This window comes from Massilia sp. HP4 (assembly GCF_005222695.1).
Taxonomy (GTDB): Bacteria; Pseudomonadota; Gammaproteobacteria; order Burkholderiales; family Burkholderiaceae_D; genus Telluria.
Genome location: NZ_STGG01000017.1, coordinates 29,235 through 46,601, shown reverse-complemented (window position 1 = coordinate 46,601; position 17,367 = coordinate 29,235). Strand labels below are relative to the sequence as shown.

Below are 17,367 nucleotides of genomic sequence, written 5' to 3'. Positions count from 1 at the left end.
GCGCGTTGTAACTGAGCTACAGAAACTGCTATTTTTTTATGTAGCAGCACTACATCAACCCTATTTCTGAAGCAAATCTTAAGATTTGACCTGGGTGCAGGTTGTAGTCAGACTATAGGCCGCGCAGGGTGTATTGATTGTTCATCGCTAGTTTCTATAGTACGCTTTCGCCTACACAACAACTCTTAGTGCCTGTTTTCGTAGCCTTCTGAATGGGTTTGTAGTCTTACTACCTGTGCGGGCGGCGACGGCGGCGGCGCTCAATAATCATGAGACAACTCCTCGCCAGCATCGTGCTCGCCGGCGCTTCGCTTGCCGTCCACGCCCAATCCACCGACATCGCCCGCATGGAACCGCCCTTCTGGTGGGCCGGCATGCAGAACGAGCAAGTCCAGCTGATGGTGTATGGCGACAAGATCGCCGACCTCGACCCGTCGCTGGCGTACCCGGGCGTGCGCATCGCCTCGGTCACCCGCACCCCGAACCGCAACTACCTGTTCATCGACCTGGTGCTCGATCCGAAGGTCAAACCCGGCAGCTTCGACATCGCCTTCCAGGGCGCCGGCCGCACGGCCAGCTACACCTATCGCCTGCTCGAACGCGAACCCGGTTCCGCCGCGCGCCAGGGTTTTTCCAGCAAGGATGCGATCTACCAGATCATGCCGGACCGCTTCGCCAACGGCGACCCGTCCAACGACAGCGTCGAAGGCATGCCGGACAAGCGCGATCGCAAGGGCGGCCTGGGCCGCCATGGCGGCGACATCAAGGGCATCATCGACCGCCTCGACTACGTCGCCGGCCTGGGCTTCACCCAATTGTGGCCGACGCCGCTGGTCGAGAACAATATGCCGGGCTATTCCTACCACGGCTATGCAGCCACCGACCTGTACAAGATCGATCCGCGCTACGGCAGCAACGAGGATTTCAGGCGCCTGTCGCAGGAAGCGAAAAAACACGGCATCGGCATCATCCAGGACGTGGTGCTGTCGCACATCGGCAGCCACCACTGGTGGATGAAGGATTTGCCGGCGCCGGACTGGATCAACTACAACGACAAGTTCGTGCCGACCCACCACTACCACACGGCGGTGCAGGACCCGTACGGCTCGACGGAAGACGCCGACAACTTCACGCGCGGCTGGTTCGTCAAGAGCATGCCCGACATGAACCAGTCCAATCAGCTGGTGGCGAACTACCTCATCCAGAACAATATCTGGTGGATCGAGTACGCGGGTTTGTCGGGCCTGCGGATCGACACCTTCGGCTATTCGGACAAGCCCTTCCTGGCCGAGTACACCAGGCGCCTGATGGCCGAATACCCGAACCTGAACCTGGTCGGCGAGGAATGGTCTACCAAGGTGCCGGTGGTGGCCTACTGGCAGCGCGGCAAGCAGAACTTCGACGGCTACCAGGCCCACACGCCGAGCCTGATGGACTTCCCGGTGGCCGAGGCCATGCGCCGTGCGCTGGCCGATAAAAAAGGCGGCAACGTGTTCACCGACGTGTATGAGACGCTGTCGCTCGACTACCTGTACCCGGAGCCGGGCAACCTGGTCCTGTTCGCGGACAACCACGACATGTCGCGCATCTACAGCGAAGTGGGCGAAGACTTCGACAAGTACCGCATGGCGATGATCTTCATGATGACGGCGCCGCGCATTCCGCAGTTCTACACGGGCGACGAGATCCTGATGACCAGCGCCGTCGGCGAGCGCAACGACGCCACCTACCGCACCCCGTTCCCGGGCGGCTGGGCCGGCGACAAGGTCAACGCCTTTGCGGGCATTGGCCTGTCCAGCAAGCAGCGCACCGCACAGGATTTCGTGCGCAAGCTGGCCAACTGGCGCAAGGGCCAGCCGGTCATCCATCACGGCAAGATGATGCATTACGGGCCGCAGGACAACACCTGGGTCTACTTCCGCTACAACGATGAAAAGAAGGTGCTGGTCGCGTTCAACAACAACAGCAAGGAGATGTCGCTGGACGTCGGCCGCTTCAGCGAGATGCTCTCCGGCGTGGCCAGCGGGGTCGACGCCCTGACCGGCAAGACCCATGACCTGCGCGAGAAGCTGGTGCTGGCGCCGCGCGCGGCCATCGTCCTCGAACTGGCTGCACCGCAATGAAGCGCCGTGCCATCGCCCTGGCCGCCCTGCTCTCCTGCAGCGGGTTGCCAACGCAGGCCCTCGCGCAGGACGTCGACGGCCTGTACGTGCGCGGCGCCTTCAATGGCTGGGGCACCGCCAGCCCGCTCGCGGCCAGGGGCGATGGCATCTACCAGGCCGATGTCGAGGTCATGCCCGGCAACCACGCCTTCAAGCTCGGTACCGGCGACTGGAGCGCGGAGTGGGTGATCGATCCGGACAAGAGCACCAGCGTCAAGCCCGATACCGGCTATCGCCTGGAGCAGCAGTCCGGTCCCGAGACCTTCCTGTTCGTGCGCCAGCCGGGCACTTACCGCTTCACGGTCGATGCCCGCGACAAGTCGGCACCGGTACTGAAAGTGGCGCGCATCGCCGACGCCCGGCGCGATAGCGGCGTCGATCCGCATGCGGGCCACGCGGTCCGGGCGACCCAGCAATGGCCGACCTGGGACGGCAAGGTCGAGACCGTGCGCTACTCGACGCCAGACGCGCAGGCGCCCCTGCGCCGCTACGTGCAGTCGAGCACCATGCTGCTGCGCGATCCCGGTCCGCAGCACGTCGCGTATGCCGAAGAAGACGGCCTGCCGCGCGTACGCAGCGGCAATCTGGCCTTCGACGCCCTGTTCGCCATGGCGGGCCGCGAGATGCGCCAGAATTCGGTCAGCCAGATCAATGACGGCAACTACAACGGCGGCAATGCGATCGACTGCGCCTGCTTTGCCACCGGCGAAAAATGGGCCTATGTCTGGACCCGCGACCTGTCGTACGCGGCCGACCTGGGCCTGGCCCTGCTCGACCCGCAGCGGGTGCGCAATTCACTGGATTTCAAGCTCTCGGGCTGGCGTCCGGACATCACCGCCGCGCCGCAGATCCCGGGCACGCCGGACGGCCTGCAGATTGTGCAGGATACCGGCAGCGGCGGCAGCTGGCCGGTCAGCACCGACCGCCTGACCTGGGCGCTGGCGGCCGAGGAAACGCTGCGCACCCTGCCCGCTCTTGACCGCGCGCCGTTCGCCGCGCGGGCATTGAAGGCGCTGTCGAACACGATCGAGATCGACCGCGTGGCGGCCTTCGATCCGGTGACCGGCCTGTACACGGGCGAGGAGTCCTTCCTCGACTGGCGCGACCAGACCTATGCCGCCTGGATCCCGGGCGACCTGGCCTCGATGGCCAGCTCGAAAGCGCTGTCGACCAACGTCGTCTACTACCAGGCACTGAACCTGGCGGCGAAGCTGGCGCGCGAACACAAGGATGCGGACAAGGCGCAACGCTACGCGCGCTGGGCGCAAGAACTGAAGCGGGCGATCAACGAGCGCCTGTGGTTGAAAGACGCAGGCATGTACAGCAGCCTCACCGCCGGCCACCTGGACGGCGCGCCGCTGCACAAGTTCGACTGGCTGGGCCAGGCGCTGGCCATCGTCAGCGGCGTGGCCGACGACAGCCAGGCGCGCTCGATCCTGGCGCGCTATCCGCATGGCCCGCTGGGCGCGCCGATGATCTGGCCGCAGCAGATTGGCGCGCCGGTGTATCACAACCGCTCCAGCTGGCCGTTCGTGACCGCCTATGGCCTGCGGGCGGCTGCCCTGGGCAAGAACGCGGCGGTGGCCGACGTCGCCTATGCCTCGCTGATGCGCGGCGCGGCGGTCAACCTGTCGAATATGGAAAACCTCGAGTGGCTGTCCGGCCAGCCGCTGCTGCTCGACGAGAACAACCCAGGGCTGAGCGGCCCGGTGATCAATTCGCGCCGCCAGCTGTGGTCCGTGGGCGGCTATCTCGGCATGGTGATCGGGAATGTGTTCGGGGTGGAGACGCTGGACGACGGCATCGCGTTCAAGCCCTTCGTCACCGGGAAGCTGCGCCGCGAGACCTTCGGCGCCACGAACCAGATCGCGCTGCACGACCTGCGCCTGCACGGCAAGCGCATCGACGTGCGCCTGCAATTGCCTGCCGCGAGCGCGCAGGATGGCTATTACGCGGTCGAGCGCATCGCCCTGAATGGCAAGCCGGCGAAGGACACGATCGGCCTGGCGGAACTGGCCGCCAGCAACCGCATCGAGATCGTGCTGGGCAAGCTGGTGGCGGGGCAGCAGGACATCCGCCGCGTCAATGCCAACCCGTATGAAGAAGCGAGCGCGGTCTTCGGTCCGCGCGAGCCGACCATCGACAGCCTGTCGCGCGCATCCTCGGGCCCGGCCACCCTGCAGATCGGCGCCAACGGCAATGCCGCCAACGTCAGTTACCGCGTCTACCGCGACGGCAAGCTGGTGGCCGACAAGCTGCCGGCCGGGGCCTGGATCGATCGCGCGGCGGCTGCCACGTCGTGCTATGCGGTCGAGGCGCTGTTCACCGACAGCGGCAATGCGAGCCATCACAGCCAGCCGCGCTGCGTCGATGCGGGGATCGAGATTCCCGTGACCGATGCGCGCGTGCGTTCGAACCTGCAGGCGGCCGCGCCCGATGCACGCTTTACCCGGGCCCATTTGAAAGACTGGGGCAAGCCGGACGACAGCTTCACCGTCGAAGGCATCGCCATCGAGCGGCCGGGCGACTACCGGATCCAGGTGCGCTACCACAACGGCGCCAACCAGGTGAACCTGGGCATCAGCGGCGGCGTGAAATGGCTGGCGTTGAAGGATGCCAATGGCAAGGTCGTGGCCCAGGGCGTGATCCAGCTGCCGCATGCGCCGCTGCTCAAGGAAAACACGCCGAGCGTGTATTCCACGCCGCTGGCGGCGCGCGTCAAGGCGGGCAGCTACCGCCTCGAGATGACGGACTTCTACAATATGAGTTATCTCGAGAGTAACCGCAGCTTTACCGGGGCCGGTGGGGCGGAGCCATCGAACCGATTCGATATCTATGGCGTGCGCTTGTTGCGGGTGGAATGATCATTCCACCGGCCGCGGCTCGCCGCGCCCCTGCTCCGACACCAGCAACTTGAGCCGCCCTTCGAGCACCTTGAATTCGAAGGGCGTCGCCATCTTGCTCACCTCGCCGTCGACCGCCACCTTCAGGCGCTTGCGGCCATAGAACGACGGCGTCTTCACCGTCATGCGCTTGAACGGGAAGGCGATCACATCGTCGCCCGCACCGAGCTTGCCGAACGCCCCACGGATCAGCAAACCCAGTAGTCCGAGCTTGCCCATCGGCTTGGGCGCCAGTGCCACCAGCTGCCCTTCTTCGACCGCCTCGGTCAGGTCTTCCATGCCGACCTGCTCCATCTGCAGGCGGTTATTCCCCACAAACAAGGTCGTGGTGCGCAGGCGTTTTTCCTTGCCGTCGAGCTCGAGCGTGATGCGCAGGTGGCGGTGCGGGCGCAAGGCCATCTTGATCGCCGACAGGAAGGCGACCACACGGCTGCGGCCATACTCGCGCTTGTCGTGTTCGCGCTCCTCGAGCAAGGCCGGATACAAGCCCACGCTGGCATTGACCAGGAAGATCTTGTTGTTGAGCATGCCGATCTGGACCGGCCTGACTTCGGCGCGCAGCATCGCGTACACCGCCTCGGCCAGGTCTTCCGGGATGCCGTGGGTGCGGCCGAAATAATTAAAGGTTCCTTGCGGCAGGACGCCGAACAGGCAGCCGGCCAGCACCGCCTGGTGCGCCACCGTGTTGATGGTGCCGTCGCCGCCGGCGGCAACCAGCACGCCGCTGCTGGCGAGGGCCTTGGCGGCCATCTCGCGCGCGATGTCTTCCAGCCGTTCCGGCTTGTCCACCACTTCCAGGTGGCAGACCCGGCCCGACTTGTCCATGACCTCGCGGATCGTCGAGATGCGTTCTTCGGTCTCGGAATGCCCGGAACCCGCATTCAAGACTATGTAGAAATGGGCATCAGGGAGCAACTCGGTGGATGGCATCGCGGTTCGATTCGATAAGACAAGCGTTGAGGATGCGCCATCGTAACACCGTCAATACCGCGCGCAAGGTGCGCTACTCAACCATCGAGCTCGGCCAGGTAGACGTTGACCGGCGGCTGGTCGGGCGCCAGGCTGGCGCGGCGCTCGAAGCGCAGGCCCAGGCGCTGCAGGAGCGCGATCGAGGCCGTGTTGGCCGGCGAAGCGATCGCCGCCAGCTTCCGGATACCCAGCGCCGCCGCATGGCGCACCACCGCCTGCCCGGCCTCGAAGGCATAGCCGCGTCCCCGGTGCTCGGGCATGAAGGCATAGCCGATGTCGACGTATTCCAGCGTATCGCGCTTGACCAGGCCGGACAGGCCGAGCGGCGCGCCGTCTTCCAGCCGTTCGACCAGGTAGAGCGAGTGCCCATGCCGCGCCTGCATCGCGATCGGTCCTTCGCGCAGGCCGCGCAGGGCGGCGTCGACGGTGCGCAGCTTGCGGTCGCCGATATGCTCGATGAAGGCGGGGTCGTTCGCCAGCGCCAGGTAGAAGGGAGCGTCATCCTCGGTCACGAGGCGCAGGCGCAGGCGGTCGGTGGTGAGAATCTCAGTCATGACCGGGATCATACGCTTGCTTATTTACTTTCGACTACTCGTCCGCGGTCGGCCAGTGGTCGGGATCCTGCAGCAGCTGGTACATCACATAGGCGTCGACATAGCCGAGGCGCTGGTGGCGGAAGGCCTTGGGCAGCGTGCCGACGATGGAAAAGCCGAGCTTCTTCCACAGGCCGATGGCGGCGGCATTGGTGCTGACCACATGGTTGAACTGCATCGCCAGGTAGCCATGGCTACGCGCTTCGGCCAGGCTGTGTTCGCCCATCAGGCGGCCGATGCCGGCCCCTTGCGCCGACGGGCTGACCATGTAGGACGCATTGGCCACGTGGTGGCCGCGCCCGACCTGGTTCGGCACCAGGCGGTACATGCCCAGCACCCGGCCAGCCGCGCTCACGGCGACGAAGCTGCGCACGCCCTGGCCCAGCCAGTAATGGTGACCGGCTTCGCGCGAGGTCGCGATGGTGAACACATAGCTCTCACCGGCCACGATGTGGGCGCAAAAAATGGTCCAGATGGCCTCGAAGTCGGCTTCGGCGGCGGGGCGAATTTCAATATCTTTCACAACAATCAGTATGCAGATGCCATAACCCGGCGGTCAGTTATTTTGCCTGAAAACTCACAAATAATCACGGAGACCCCGGATTTACCGCTTTATTGCCCTGGGGCAGCCTAAAGTCGACCGCTGCGGGCCGTCCCTCCAGGTGCAGGCGGCTGGCGGCCGGCGGCGCTTCGGCCACCACCCGGCCGCGGCGCAGCACCAGCCGGCGCGCCGCGCGCAGGCGGATCGCCTCGACCGTCGAGCCAGCGTCGAGGATGACCAGGTCGGCATGGCAGCCCGGCGCCAGGCCATAGCCCTCGAGCCCCAGGATACGCGCCGGCGTTTCGGTGATCGCGCCATAGCAGGCCTGCATCGCCTCGAGCCCCGTCATCTGCGCCACGTGCAGGCCCATGTGCGCGACCTCGAGCATGTCGCCCGAACCCATGCCGTACCAGGGGTCGAGCACGCAGTCGTGGCCGAAGGCGACGTCGACGCCGGCCGCCATCAGCTCGGGCACGCGGGTCATGCCGCGCCGCTTGGGGTAGGTGTCGTGGCGGCCTTGCAGGGTAATGTTGATCAGGGGATTGGCGATCGCGGCCACGCCGCTTTCCGCGATCAACGGCAGCAGCTTGCTCACGTAATAATTGTCCATCGAGTGCATCGAGGTCAGGTGCGAGCCGGCCACCCTGCCCTGCAGGCCCAGGCGCTGGGTTTCATGGGCCAGCGTCTCGATATGGCGCGACAGCGGGTCGTCGCTCTCGTCGCAGTGCATGTCGACGTAGAGGCCGCGCTCGGCCGCGAATTCGCACAGCAGGCGCACCGACTCGGCGCCTTGCGCCATCGTCCGCTCGAAGTGCGGGATGCCGCCGACCACGTCCACGCCCATGCCGATCGCGCGCTTCAGGTTGTCGAAGGCGGTCGGGCTGCGCAGCAGGCCGTCCTGCGGGAAGGCCACCAGTTGCAGGTCGAGGTAGGGCGCCACCCGGCGCCTGACCTCCAGCAGGGCTTCCACCGCCAGCAGCCGGTCGTCGCACACATCCACATGGCTGCGGATGGCCAGCAGGCCGCGCGCCACCGCCCAGTCGCAATAGCGCAGCGCGCGCTCGACCAGCGCGTCCTGGGTCAGTTCCGGTTTCAATTCGCCCCACAAAGCGATGCCTTCGAGCAGCGTCCCGCTGCGGTTGACGCGCGGCAGGCCGTAGCTCAGCACCGCATCCATGTGGAAGTGCGCGTCCACGAAAGGCGGGCTGACCAGGTCGCCGGCGGCGTCGATTTCTCGCACGCCATGGGCGGCCAGGCGCGGTTCGACGGCGGCGATGCGCCCGTCGACGATGCCGATGTCGGTCTGCTGGCGGCCGTCGGGCAGCGTGGCATTGCGGATCACGAGGTCCATGGTGACTCCATACAAGGGAGGCAATTGTAGCAATTTCGGCAAATTGGCTTTGAAGCCAAACAAACAATGCTGCAACGCAATATTACCCGTTATAAATAAGCCATGATTGTGCATTGCAACACCCGCCAATCGTGGGTACACTGGCTGATATTGCAGCGCGCCATACTGACCGATAGGAAATCCAATGACTTCACTTCCCGAGCAATTGTCCGCAGCATCTACCAGGCAACTGAGCGCCCAGCTGGATGCGCAGTTTCGCTTCTTCAATACCTTTGCCACCCAGGCGCTCGACAATGCCAGCCGCATCGTCGCGCTCAACCTGTCGGCCTCGCGCGATTCGGTCGAGCGCTCGTCGCACACCCTGCGCCAGCTGATCGACGCAACCCAACCGCGCGACCTGCTGGTGCTGCGCACCCATGCCGAAGAGCAGGTGCGCAGCCTGTTCAACTACGGCCGCGAACTGATCAACATCGGCGCCAACGCCCAGCCTTACGGCCTGCGCACGATCATGCAGACAGCTGCGCCGCCGGTTGCCGCTGCGGCAGCGGTCACCGAAGCGCTGGTTTCCGAGGCGCCGCAGCAAGCCCGCGAGGCCTCGGTCGAGGCGACCGAAGTGGTTGCCGAACAGCTCACCGAACAGCTCACCAAGCAGCCCACCGAGCAGCCCACCGAGCAGCCCACCGAGCACGTCGCGCAGGCATCGGCGCAGCCGGCCGATCCGGCACCGGCGCCGGCGTCGGAACCATTCGTGGTCGAGCAAGCCGAGCCGGTCACAAGCGCGGCCGAGGTACAGGCGACCATCCTCCAGGAACCTGTTCCCGTGTCCGAGCAGAAGCCGATCGCCAAGGCCGTCGGCAAGGGCGCCTCGAAGGCTGCCGCGGCGGCGCAACCGCTTGCGGCCCCGGTCGAGGACAAGGATTCGGCCACCGTCACCCGCATCGGCAGCCCGCCCAAGCGCCGCAAATAGCGTCCCGAATCAGCGCCGAATAGGCAAAACGACTACACTAGCGGGCTCTGGCCCGCTTTTTTTTCGGGCGCATTTCCAAGGATTTCGAATGAGTTTGTCCAGGCTGATCGGCGGCTTCGTGCGCCGGCATTGGCAATCCTATGCCTCGTCGGCCTTCATGCTGGTCGGCGTCGCCATCTGTACCGTCCTCATCCCGCGCAAGGTCGGCGCCCTGGTCGACGCCCTCGCCGCCAACCGCCTCGGCCAGCACGAGCTGCTGGTCGGGATCGCCCAGTTGATCGCACTCGGCGTGGCGATCTACGTGCTGCGGGTCTGCTGGCGCATCCGCCTGTACTCGGCCGCCTACAACCTGGGCGTCGAGCTGCGCACGCGGCTGTACGCGCGCCTGGCGGCGCAAGGCCCGGCCTTCTACCAGCGCCAGCGCACCGGCGACCTGATGGCCCTGGCCACCAACGATATCGACGCCATCGAGATGGCCGCCGGCGAAGCCTTGCTGGCCGCCTTCGACGGCACGCTGACCCTGGTGATGGTATTGGGGATCATGATGCTGGGCGTCGACTGGCGCCTGGCCTTGGTGGCGCTGCTGCCGTTCCCGCTGATGGGGCTCGCGTTCTGGTATATCTCGACCCATATCCACACCGCCGAAGGCGATGCGCTCAAGCGCTTCTCGGCACTCAACGACCACGTGCAAGAGTCGCTGTCCGGCGTACGCACCCTGCGCGCCCTGGGCCTGGAAGGCCGCAGCGCAAACCAGTTCGGCGAGCTGGCCGGCAATGCCGCGCAAGCCAGCCTGACGGCGCAGAAATGGGAAGCGGCATACGAGCCGGCGGTCGGCCTCACCCTCACCGCCGCCACCGGCCTGACGCTCGGCCTGGGCGGCTACCTGGTGTGGCAGAACGAACTCACGGTGGGCGCGCTGACCAGCTTCACGATGTACCTGGGCCAGCTGATCTGGCCGATGTTCGCGGCCGGCTGGGTGCTGACCCTGATCGAACGCGGCCGCGCCGGCCTGGCGCGCCTGCAGCCGCTGCTCGACGCCCCGCTCTCGGTGGAAGACACCGGCACGGTCGAACAGGTCGGCCAGGGCCCGCTGGTGCTCGACAACGTTACCTTCGCCTATGGCGGCGCGCAGGCGAACCTGCAGCAGCCGGCGCTCGACGGGGTGTCGCTGCGCCTCGAGCCGGGCCAGACCCTGGGCCTGGTCGGGCCGACCGGTTCCGGCAAGTCGACCCTGCTGCGGGTGCTGCTGCGCCAGGCCACGCCGCAGGCCGGCCGCGCCGAGTGGGCCGGCCAGGCGCTGGACGCCTACCGCCTGTCGGCCCTGCGTTCGGCCACCAGCTGGGTGCCGCAGGAATCCTTCCTGTTCTCGGCCTCGATCGCCGAGAACATTGCGCTGGCCCGTCCCGGCGCCTCGCGCGACGAGGTGATGGCGGCAGCCCAAATGGCCGACATCCACGACGACATCCTGCGCTTCCCGCACGGCTACGACACCCCGGTCGGCGAAAAAGGCATCACGCTGTCGGGCGGCCAGCGCCAGCGGGTCGCGATCGCGCGCGCGCTCCTGGCTGCCAGTAACCTGCTGTTGCTGGATGACGCCCTGTCGGCGGTCGACACCGGCACCGAGACCCGCATCCTCGAACACCTGGCCGCGTTGCGCCAGGCGCAGCCAGGACGCGCCGCCATCATCGCCAGCCATCGCCTGTCGGCGGTGGTCGCGGCCGACCACATCGTCGTGTTGAAAAGCGGCCGGGTAGTCGAAGCCGGCACCCACGATCAACTGCTCGCGCTGGATGGCTGGTATGCCAGCCAGTGGCGTTACCAACAACTGGAGGCCAGCCTCGATGCAATCTGAAGCAAAGCCTGACAAATCGGTCGAGCGCGGCGAACTGCGCGACCAGGCCAGGCTGGCCACGCGCCTGCTGCGCCGCGCCGCCGCTCCCGAAAAACGCCACCTGGCCGTCGCCACCCTGTGGCTGATCCTGGCCGCCGCGTTCGAAGTCCTGGGCCCGCTGCTGGGCAAGGCCCTGATCGACGACCACCTGCTGCCGCGCCACCTCGACTGGCCGCAGATGATCCTGCTGCTGGGCGGCCTGGTCGTCACCGGCTGGATCGCGAGCTGGGTGCGCTACCTGCAGCTGATCCGGCTGTCGGGCCTGGCGATGCGCTCGGTGCAGCGCCTGCGCGAATGGGTCTATGGCCATGTGCTGCGCCTGCCGATGGCCTTCTTCGACCGCGCCATCACCGGCCAGCTGGTCAGCCGCGTGACCAACGACACCGAGGCGGTCAAGACCCTGTACATCCAGGTCCTGTACGTCATGCTCGACAACTCGATCGTCCTGGTCGGCACCATGATCGCGATGGCCTGGCTCGACTGGCGCCTGATGCTGATCGTGCTGACGCTGGTGCCGGCGGTGGTCGGCATCGTCTGGCTCTACCAGCGCCTGTCGGCGCCGGCCGTCACCCGCGCCCGCGCCCTGCGCAGCGACATCAACGCGCAGATGGCCGAATCGATCGGCGGCATGAGCGTGCTGCAGGCCAGCAATGCCGAACTGCGCTTCGGCGAGCGCTTCCTGGGCACCAACCGCAAGCACTACACGGCGCGCGTGGCCGAGCTGCGCGCCAACGCCTTCCTGCTGCGGCCCGCGCTCGACCTGCTCAATGTGGCCCTGCTGGCGCTGGTGATCTTCGCCTTCGGCCAGCGCCAGGTCGGCGCGGTCGAGGTGGGCGTGCTGTACGCTTTCGTGAGCTATATCGCGCGCGTGGTCGAGCCGCTGATCCAGATCACGATGCAGTTCAGCGGCTTGCAGCAGGCGGTGGTGGCGGCGGCGCGCGTAAACACCCTGCTCGACGAAGCGGGCGCGCCGGAACACGACCCGAAACGCGCGCACGACGACACTTCTTTCTCGGCCGATGCGCCGGCAGTGCGGGTGCGCAATGTCGAATTCGCCTACGTGCCAGGCCAGCCGGTGCTGCACGACCTGTCGCTCGACGTGCCGCAAGGCGCCTTCTTCGGCATCGTCGGCCACACCGGCAGCGGCAAGTCGACCTTGCTGTCGCTGCTGCTGCGCTACTACGTGGCCGATAAGGGCAGCATCGAGATCGGCGGCCTGCCGCTGGCCGGCATCGGCAACGAACGCTTCCGCAACGAGGTCGGCCTGGTACCGCAGGATCCGTTCATCCTGGCCGCCACCGCGCGCGAGAACATCGACATGGGCCGCGGGTTGCCGCTCGCGCGCCTGCAGGCGGCGGCGCGCGCCGCCCACGCCCACGATTTCATCTGCGCGCTGGAAGACGGCTACGAGACCCAACTGGGCGAAGGCGGCTCGCGTTTGTCTTCGGGCCAGAAGCAGTTGATCGCGATCGCGCGCGCGCTGGCGGGTGAGCCGCGTATTTTGCTGCTGGACGAAGCGACGTCGCGCATCGACAGCGCCACCGAGCAGATCGTGCAAGAGGCGCTGGAAGAATTGCGCGGCAAGGTGACCATCATCGCCATCGCGCACCGCCTGTCGACCATCCGCGAGGCCGACCGCATCATCGTGCTCAATCACGGCAAGATCACCGAGGCCGGGCCGCACGAGGAACTGATGCGGATCGAGGGCGGCTTGTATCAGCGGCTGTATCTGTTGCAGCAGATCGCCGTCTAGATTCGGCTCCAGTTGAAACAACCGGCCGGCGCGCCGCTGCCGCTGACCAGCAGCGCGCCGTGCCGGTACAGGTGCCAGCGGCGCGATTCGGGCACCGCCATCACGACTACGCCCATGGCGCGGTCGCTCCATACCAGCCGGCCGTCGACCGCGTCGAGCGCGGCGAACACTTCGCGCGGGCCGGCGCCGGGGTGGAATACGACGGTGGCCAGTTCTTGCCCCGGCGGCGGCATCAGCGCCCAGGCGCCGGCGCCGGCCGTGCCGGCGGCCAGCAAGGCCATCGCCGCGGTCGCGTTGCGCATCCCGCCGCCGCCGCCCTGGCGGCACAGCCAGCGCCAGCCCAGCACCAGCGGCACGATGCCGAACGCGGCCAGCCATGAGAGGTCCCACAGCAGCGGGTTCGGGCTGTCGATGCGGATACGGTGGATGCCGAGCAGCCAGTGCGACAGCAGCGCGTCGATCGCGTGCCAGGCGCCGAAGCCGACCAGCATCGCCCCCGCCAGCGGCCGGCCCCAGTCGACCCCGCCGCGCCGCTGCGCGCGCCACAGGCCAATCAGGCCGGCCAGGGCGACGATATACATCAGCAGGTGGAAGTAGCCATCCCACAGCACCTGCAGGCGCAGGTCGTCGAGGCCTGCGACCAGGCTGAGGAGATGGTGCCACTGCAGGATCTGGTGCAGCAGGATGCCGTCGAAAAAGCCGCCGAGCGCGAAGCCCAGCGTCGCGCCCCACCTGGCCCAAGGCGATCTCAACATGTCCCTCTCCTCATCGATGTCGTGCCTCCAGTATAGGAGGTGGGGTCAAACGACATCGCACCGTTCCCTCAACAAATAATCTGTGATTTAGTTATCGGCGGCATATGCGGATCGTTGACAATCCATCTCCTGACGACTGGATGGACAATGGCGCGTTTTGCCTGGATTGACGGGCTTTCTGGACAAACGGCATGGGCTTGGCCGACGGTCCCGAGCCTGTGTCATTTTTGTGACATTTAAATAGAAAGTGAAATTTCTACTTTGCAACAGCCATATAATGGGCCAAACAACTTCCGCCGGATTACACCGGCGCGACGAGAAACGGCATGTTGGCTGTCCTGCACTGCGCATTCGCGCGCTCCCGCTCCCACGCACTGACGCTGGCCCTGTGCGCGGCATCGGCGTGGGCGTTCGCCGATGACGTCGCGCCGCTGGACCAGCGCATCGCCGAGATCCGCGAACTGAACCGCTTCGTCCCCGAGCGCGCCCTGCCGAAGCTGGAAGCGCTGGAGCCCGAGGCCCGCAATGCGCCGCTGGCGCAGCGCATCGAGTTCCTGAACCAGCTTGCCGTGGCGCGCCATGGCCTCGGCCACCATGCCCAATCCTTTGCATTGGCCAATGAGCTGATCGCCATCGGACGCGAGCACGACCACCCTGGCGCGTTGGCCAAGGGCCTCCTGATGCAGGGCTATTCCGCCTTCGCCCAGCATCGTCCGGGAGAAGCGCACCGCCTGGTCTGGGAAGCCGAAAAGCTGGCCAATACAACGCAAGACATGGACCTGCGCGTGCGCGCAATGATCTCGTCCGGCGAGTCCCACGCGGAGGACGGCAACCTGCCGAGCGCCCTCGAGCGCTTGCAGGCAGCGGCCGCACTGGCGCGCAAGAATGGCGATCCGGTCCATATCGTCATGGCGCTCAATTCGCTGGTACGCCTGTATGCCAAGATGCGCGAGCCCGAAAAAGGTTTTGGCCTGATCGACGAAGCACTGGCTGCGGCGCAGAAAGCGAATTCCCCCGGCCGCATGGCAACCATCAAGAACGCCGAGTACTGGCTGGCGATCGATACCGGCCAGCGCAAACGCGCGCTACGCGCACTGCAAGAAGGACTGGCCCTCGAACGCTCGATCGGCGCCAACAAGCGGATCGTGGTATCCCTGATCAACTTGTCCGACTTCTATCTCAAGACGGGGGACTTCAAGAATGCGGCTTCCTACGCCGAGCAGGCGGTCGCGGCAACCGGCCCCTTGAACGACCGCGCGCTGAACGCGACCGCGCACTTGAACCTTGGCCAGGCCTACCTCGGCATCGGCCGCGTGGCCGAAGGCAAGCGCCAGATCGAGATGGGCATGGCCGGCTACGAGGAAATCGGCGACAAGCCTGAGCTGCAGACGGCCCTGGTCGAATACGGCAGCGCACTGGAACGCGTGGGCGACCTGCCGGGCGCGCTGCAAGCCTATCACCGCGAGCGCAAGATCTCGAACGAGCTGTTCGAACGCCGTCGCCAGCAGGCCATGCTCGAGCTGCAAGAGAAATACGAGACCGACAAGAAGCAGCGCCAGATCGAGCTGCTGCGCAGCGAGAACCTGATCAAGTCGACCGAGATCGACAACCGCCGCCTGCAGCAGCGCGTGTGGTGGCTGCTGGTGGCGGTGTTCGCGCTGGCCGCGACCGTGGTCGGCCTCTTGTACCGCAAGGTACGCCATGCCAACGCCCAGCTGCACGAAAAGAACCGCGAGCTCAAGCAGCAGAGCGTACGCGATCCGCTGACGGGACTGTATAACCGCCGCCACTTCCTGGAGTTTATGCGCACGCCAGCGCCGGCTGGGCAACAGGTCGACGGCGGGGCATTGTTCCTGCTCGACGTCGACCACTTCAAGAACATCAACGACACCTATGGCCACGCGGCCGGCGACGCCGTGCTGACCACGATCGCCGCCCGCCTGTGCGAGATCCTGCGCGAGACCGACATGATCGTGCGCTGGGGCGGCGAGGAATTCCTGGCCTACCTGCCGACGGCGCCGGCCGGCAAGGAGGGCCTGGACGAAGTGGCCGGGCGCATCCTGGCCGGCATCGGGGCCACCGTCATCGACCATGGCGGCACGGCGCTGAGCGTGAACGTGTCGATCGGTTACGCGCCCTTCCCGCTATCCGTGGGCAAGCAGGCCCTGGCGTGGGAACGGGTGGTGAACCTGGTCGACATGGCGCTGTACCTGGCCAAGTCGCACGGGCGCAACCGGGCCTATGGCGTGCGCGGTTTTGCCGACGACAGGCTGGCCAGCATCGATGCGATCGAGCAGAACCTGGAACATGCGTGGCGCGCGGGGCAGGTCGATTTGTCGACCGTGATGGGGGAGCGGGAGCCGTTGAGGGCGGCGAACGGTTGAGGTGTGTGCGTAGAAGACCGCAGTGATTTGCTGTCGGCAGACACGCTGGTCAGGGTCCAGTCCCCAAGCCGCGTAGCGCCGCGCAGATATGTTCATGGACGATGAGTTCTATTGTCATCCACGGCAAAAGGTTTTAATTCAGAAATGAGATCACTCCAACGGCCGCGCTCAAACACGGTAATGGCCTTCTGATCAATATCATTGTCGTGAAACCCGGTCAATGTGATACCTAGCTGGATGCGGGCGTGCTGGCGGTCGCGCAGCAGTTCTTGCAGATGCAGGAGGAGCGTGCCCATGCGGATTCCTTGTACGCATCATGACGTTGTTTGCATTGCAATCATGTCATGTGCGCACAAGCTGTTGCTGAGCCAGCTGGGACGAATCCCTCTCCCTTGTGCGGGTTCAATCGTGCGAAGATTTGCCGGCCGCAAGAGTGTCAACCCTCGCGGCCGGCGGGTGAGGAAAACCTCAGAAGGCGTACTGCACGCCCGCCGATACGACGTCGGCCTTGGCGCCCCTGTCCTTGTCCTTGCCGTAACGCTCATACTCGCCGACCAGCGATACGTTCTTGGTCAACGCGTACTGCAGGCCGACCGCGCCATACAGGCCGGTGTCGTGATCGGTCCAGTTGGTATTCCTGTAACCGCCCTTGCGCTCGTTATACGAGGCGCCCAGCTTGCCGTAGGCCGACAGCGCCCCGTTCAGCGGCAAGGTGTACTTGGCCGCGAGATAGCTGCTGTTGCTCTTGACGAAAGCGTCGTTCCCGCCCGCGCCCGAGGTGGCACGGTAATCCTGGCTGTCAAAGCGGGTGTGGCCGGCTTCGACCGCCCAGTTCTGGTCGAAGTTATAGCCGGCAAAGACCTTGCCGCCGGCCTTCCAGTCGTCGATGGTCTGATTCTTGGCGCCGGCAACGCTGGCGCCGACATAGACGCCCGCCAGTGGGTTGCCATTGGCGACGACGCCCTGGGCTTGTGCGGAACCGATGGCGACCAGGCTGGCCGCGAGAGTGATGAGCAGTTTGTTCATGATGTCCTCTGTATTTCGTCTGGTTCGCAATTCCTCATGAATTGCGTACTGGAAAGATACACCCGCGCCAAG

The 17,367-nt window shown here is 65.8% G+C and carries 13 protein-coding genes; 6 read left to right on the top strand and 7 right to left on the bottom strand.

Annotated elements, in window-relative coordinates; genetic code table 11:
- The first annotated feature begins 269 nt into the window (after nt 1-269).
- On the top strand, nt 270-2,123 hold the full coding sequence (locus E8M83_RS09445) for a glycoside hydrolase family 13 protein (protein WP_137173116.1): 1,854 nt from the start codon (nt 270-272) through the stop codon (nt 2,121-2,123).
- Nucleotides 2,120-5,026 (top strand): esterase, encoded by a 2,907-nt coding sequence (locus E8M83_RS09440; protein ID WP_137173115.1) that lies wholly within the window; start codon nt 2,120-2,122, stop codon nt 5,024-5,026. The genes E8M83_RS09445 and E8M83_RS09440 overlap by 4 nt, the downstream gene beginning before the upstream one ends.
- Here E8M83_RS09440 and E8M83_RS09435 read toward each other — a convergent pair whose 3' ends face one another.
- From E8M83_RS09435 to E8M83_RS09420, 4 genes are all read right to left on the bottom strand, one after another.
- Nucleotides 5,027-5,950: a diacylglycerol kinase family protein gene (locus tag E8M83_RS09435; RefSeq protein WP_229491471.1), complete on the bottom strand. Its 924-nt coding sequence runs from the start codon at nt 5,948-5,950 to the stop codon at nt 5,027-5,029.
- Between the two features lie 122 nt (nt 5,951-6,072).
- A complete protein-coding gene (locus tag E8M83_RS09430) occupies nt 6,073-6,588 on the bottom strand; it encodes a GNAT family N-acetyltransferase (RefSeq protein ID WP_229491470.1) in 516 nt (171 codons plus the stop codon).
- Between the two features lie 34 nt (nt 6,589-6,622).
- The gene (locus tag E8M83_RS09425) at nt 6,623-7,150 is read right to left on the bottom strand and encodes a GNAT family N-acetyltransferase (RefSeq protein WP_137173112.1); all 528 of its coding nucleotides are present in this window, start codon (nt 7,148-7,150) and stop codon (nt 6,623-6,625) included.
- A 64-nt stretch (nt 7,151-7,214) separates the two neighbouring features.
- Nucleotides 7,215-8,519 carry an amidohydrolase family protein gene (locus E8M83_RS09420; protein WP_137173111.1) on the bottom strand — a complete coding sequence of 435 codons (1,305 nt, stop codon included), beginning with the start codon at nt 8,517-8,519 and terminating at the stop codon, nt 7,215-7,217.
- Nucleotides 8,520-8,703: 184 nt separating this feature from the next.
- Here E8M83_RS09420 and E8M83_RS09415 point away from each other — a divergent pair, with 184 nt between their 5' ends.
- The 3 genes from E8M83_RS09415 to E8M83_RS09405 all read left to right on the top strand — a co-directional run bounded on the left by E8M83_RS09415 (nt 8,704) and on the right by E8M83_RS09405 (nt 13,130).
- A complete protein-coding gene (locus tag E8M83_RS09415) occupies nt 8,704-9,486 on the top strand; it encodes a phasin family protein (RefSeq protein ID WP_137173110.1) in 783 nt (260 codons plus the stop codon).
- Between the two features lie 88 nt (nt 9,487-9,574).
- Nucleotides 9,575-11,338: an ABC transporter ATP-binding protein gene (locus E8M83_RS09410; RefSeq protein ID WP_137173109.1), complete on the top strand. Its 1,764-nt coding sequence runs from the start codon at nt 9,575-9,577 to the stop codon at nt 11,336-11,338.
- Complete coding sequence (locus E8M83_RS09405; RefSeq protein WP_137173108.1) at nt 11,328-13,130, top strand: ABC transporter ATP-binding protein; 1,803 nt, start codon at nt 11,328-11,330, stop codon at nt 13,128-13,130. Before E8M83_RS09410 ends, E8M83_RS09405 begins: the two co-directional genes overlap by 11 nt.
- Here the strand turns inward: E8M83_RS09405 and E8M83_RS09400 are convergent.
- Complete coding sequence (locus E8M83_RS09400) at nt 13,127-13,885, bottom strand: DUF2243 domain-containing protein (RefSeq protein WP_137173107.1); 759 nt, start codon at nt 13,883-13,885, stop codon at nt 13,127-13,129. The two genes, E8M83_RS09405 and E8M83_RS09400, sit on opposite strands and share 4 nt — an antisense overlap.
- 326 nt (nt 13,886-14,211) lie before the next feature.
- On the opposite strand from E8M83_RS09400, the gene E8M83_RS09395 reads away from it, so the two are divergent.
- Complete coding sequence (locus E8M83_RS09395) at nt 14,212-16,269, top strand: diguanylate cyclase (RefSeq protein ID WP_137173106.1); 2,058 nt, start codon at nt 14,212-14,214, stop codon at nt 16,267-16,269.
- Between the two features lie 92 nt (nt 16,270-16,361).
- On the opposite strand, the gene E8M83_RS09390 is transcribed toward E8M83_RS09395, so the two are convergent.
- Together E8M83_RS09390 and E8M83_RS09385 are read right to left on the bottom strand one after the other, a co-directional pair.
- A complete protein-coding gene (locus tag E8M83_RS09390; protein WP_137173105.1) occupies nt 16,362-16,565 on the bottom strand; it encodes a hypothetical protein in 204 nt (67 codons plus the stop codon).
- Nucleotides 16,566-16,737: 172 nt separating this feature from the next.
- Nucleotides 16,738-17,295, bottom strand: coding sequence for a porin family protein (locus E8M83_RS09385; RefSeq protein ID WP_170976752.1), 558 nt, complete (start codon nt 17,293-17,295; stop codon nt 16,738-16,740).
- Nucleotides 17,296-17,367 lie beyond the last annotated feature (72 nt).

Coding starts and splice junctions, on each gene's coding strand:
- E8M83_RS09445 (WP_137173116.1), top strand. CDS start 270: ATGAGACAACTCCTCGCCAGCATCGTGCTCGCCGGCGCTTCGCTTGCC.
- E8M83_RS09440 (WP_137173115.1), top strand. CDS start 2,120: ATGAAGCGCCGTGCCATCGCCCTGGCCGCCCTGCTCTCCTGCAGCGGG.
- E8M83_RS09430 (WP_229491470.1), bottom strand. CDS start 6,588: ATGACTGAGATTCTCACCACCGACCGCCTGCGCCTGCGCCTCGTGACC.
- E8M83_RS09420 (WP_137173111.1), bottom strand. CDS start 8,519: ATGGACCTCGTGATCCGCAATGCCACGCTGCCCGACGGCCGCCAGCAG.
- E8M83_RS09415 (WP_137173110.1), top strand. CDS start 8,704: ATGACTTCACTTCCCGAGCAATTGTCCGCAGCATCTACCAGGCAACTG.
- E8M83_RS09410 (WP_137173109.1), top strand. CDS start 9,575: ATGAGTTTGTCCAGGCTGATCGGCGGCTTCGTGCGCCGGCATTGGCAA.
- E8M83_RS09405 (WP_137173108.1), top strand. CDS start 11,328: ATGCAATCTGAAGCAAAGCCTGACAAATCGGTCGAGCGCGGCGAACTG.
- E8M83_RS09400 (WP_137173107.1), bottom strand. CDS start 13,885: ATGTTGAGATCGCCTTGGGCCAGGTGGGGCGCGACGCTGGGCTTCGCG.
- E8M83_RS09395 (WP_137173106.1), top strand. CDS start 14,212: ATGTTGGCTGTCCTGCACTGCGCATTCGCGCGCTCCCGCTCCCACGCA.
- E8M83_RS09390 (WP_137173105.1), bottom strand. CDS start 16,565: ATGGGCACGCTCCTCCTGCATCTGCAAGAACTGCTGCGCGACCGCCAG.
- E8M83_RS09385 (WP_170976752.1), bottom strand. CDS start 17,295: ATGAACAAACTGCTCATCACTCTCGCGGCCAGCCTGGTCGCCATCGGT.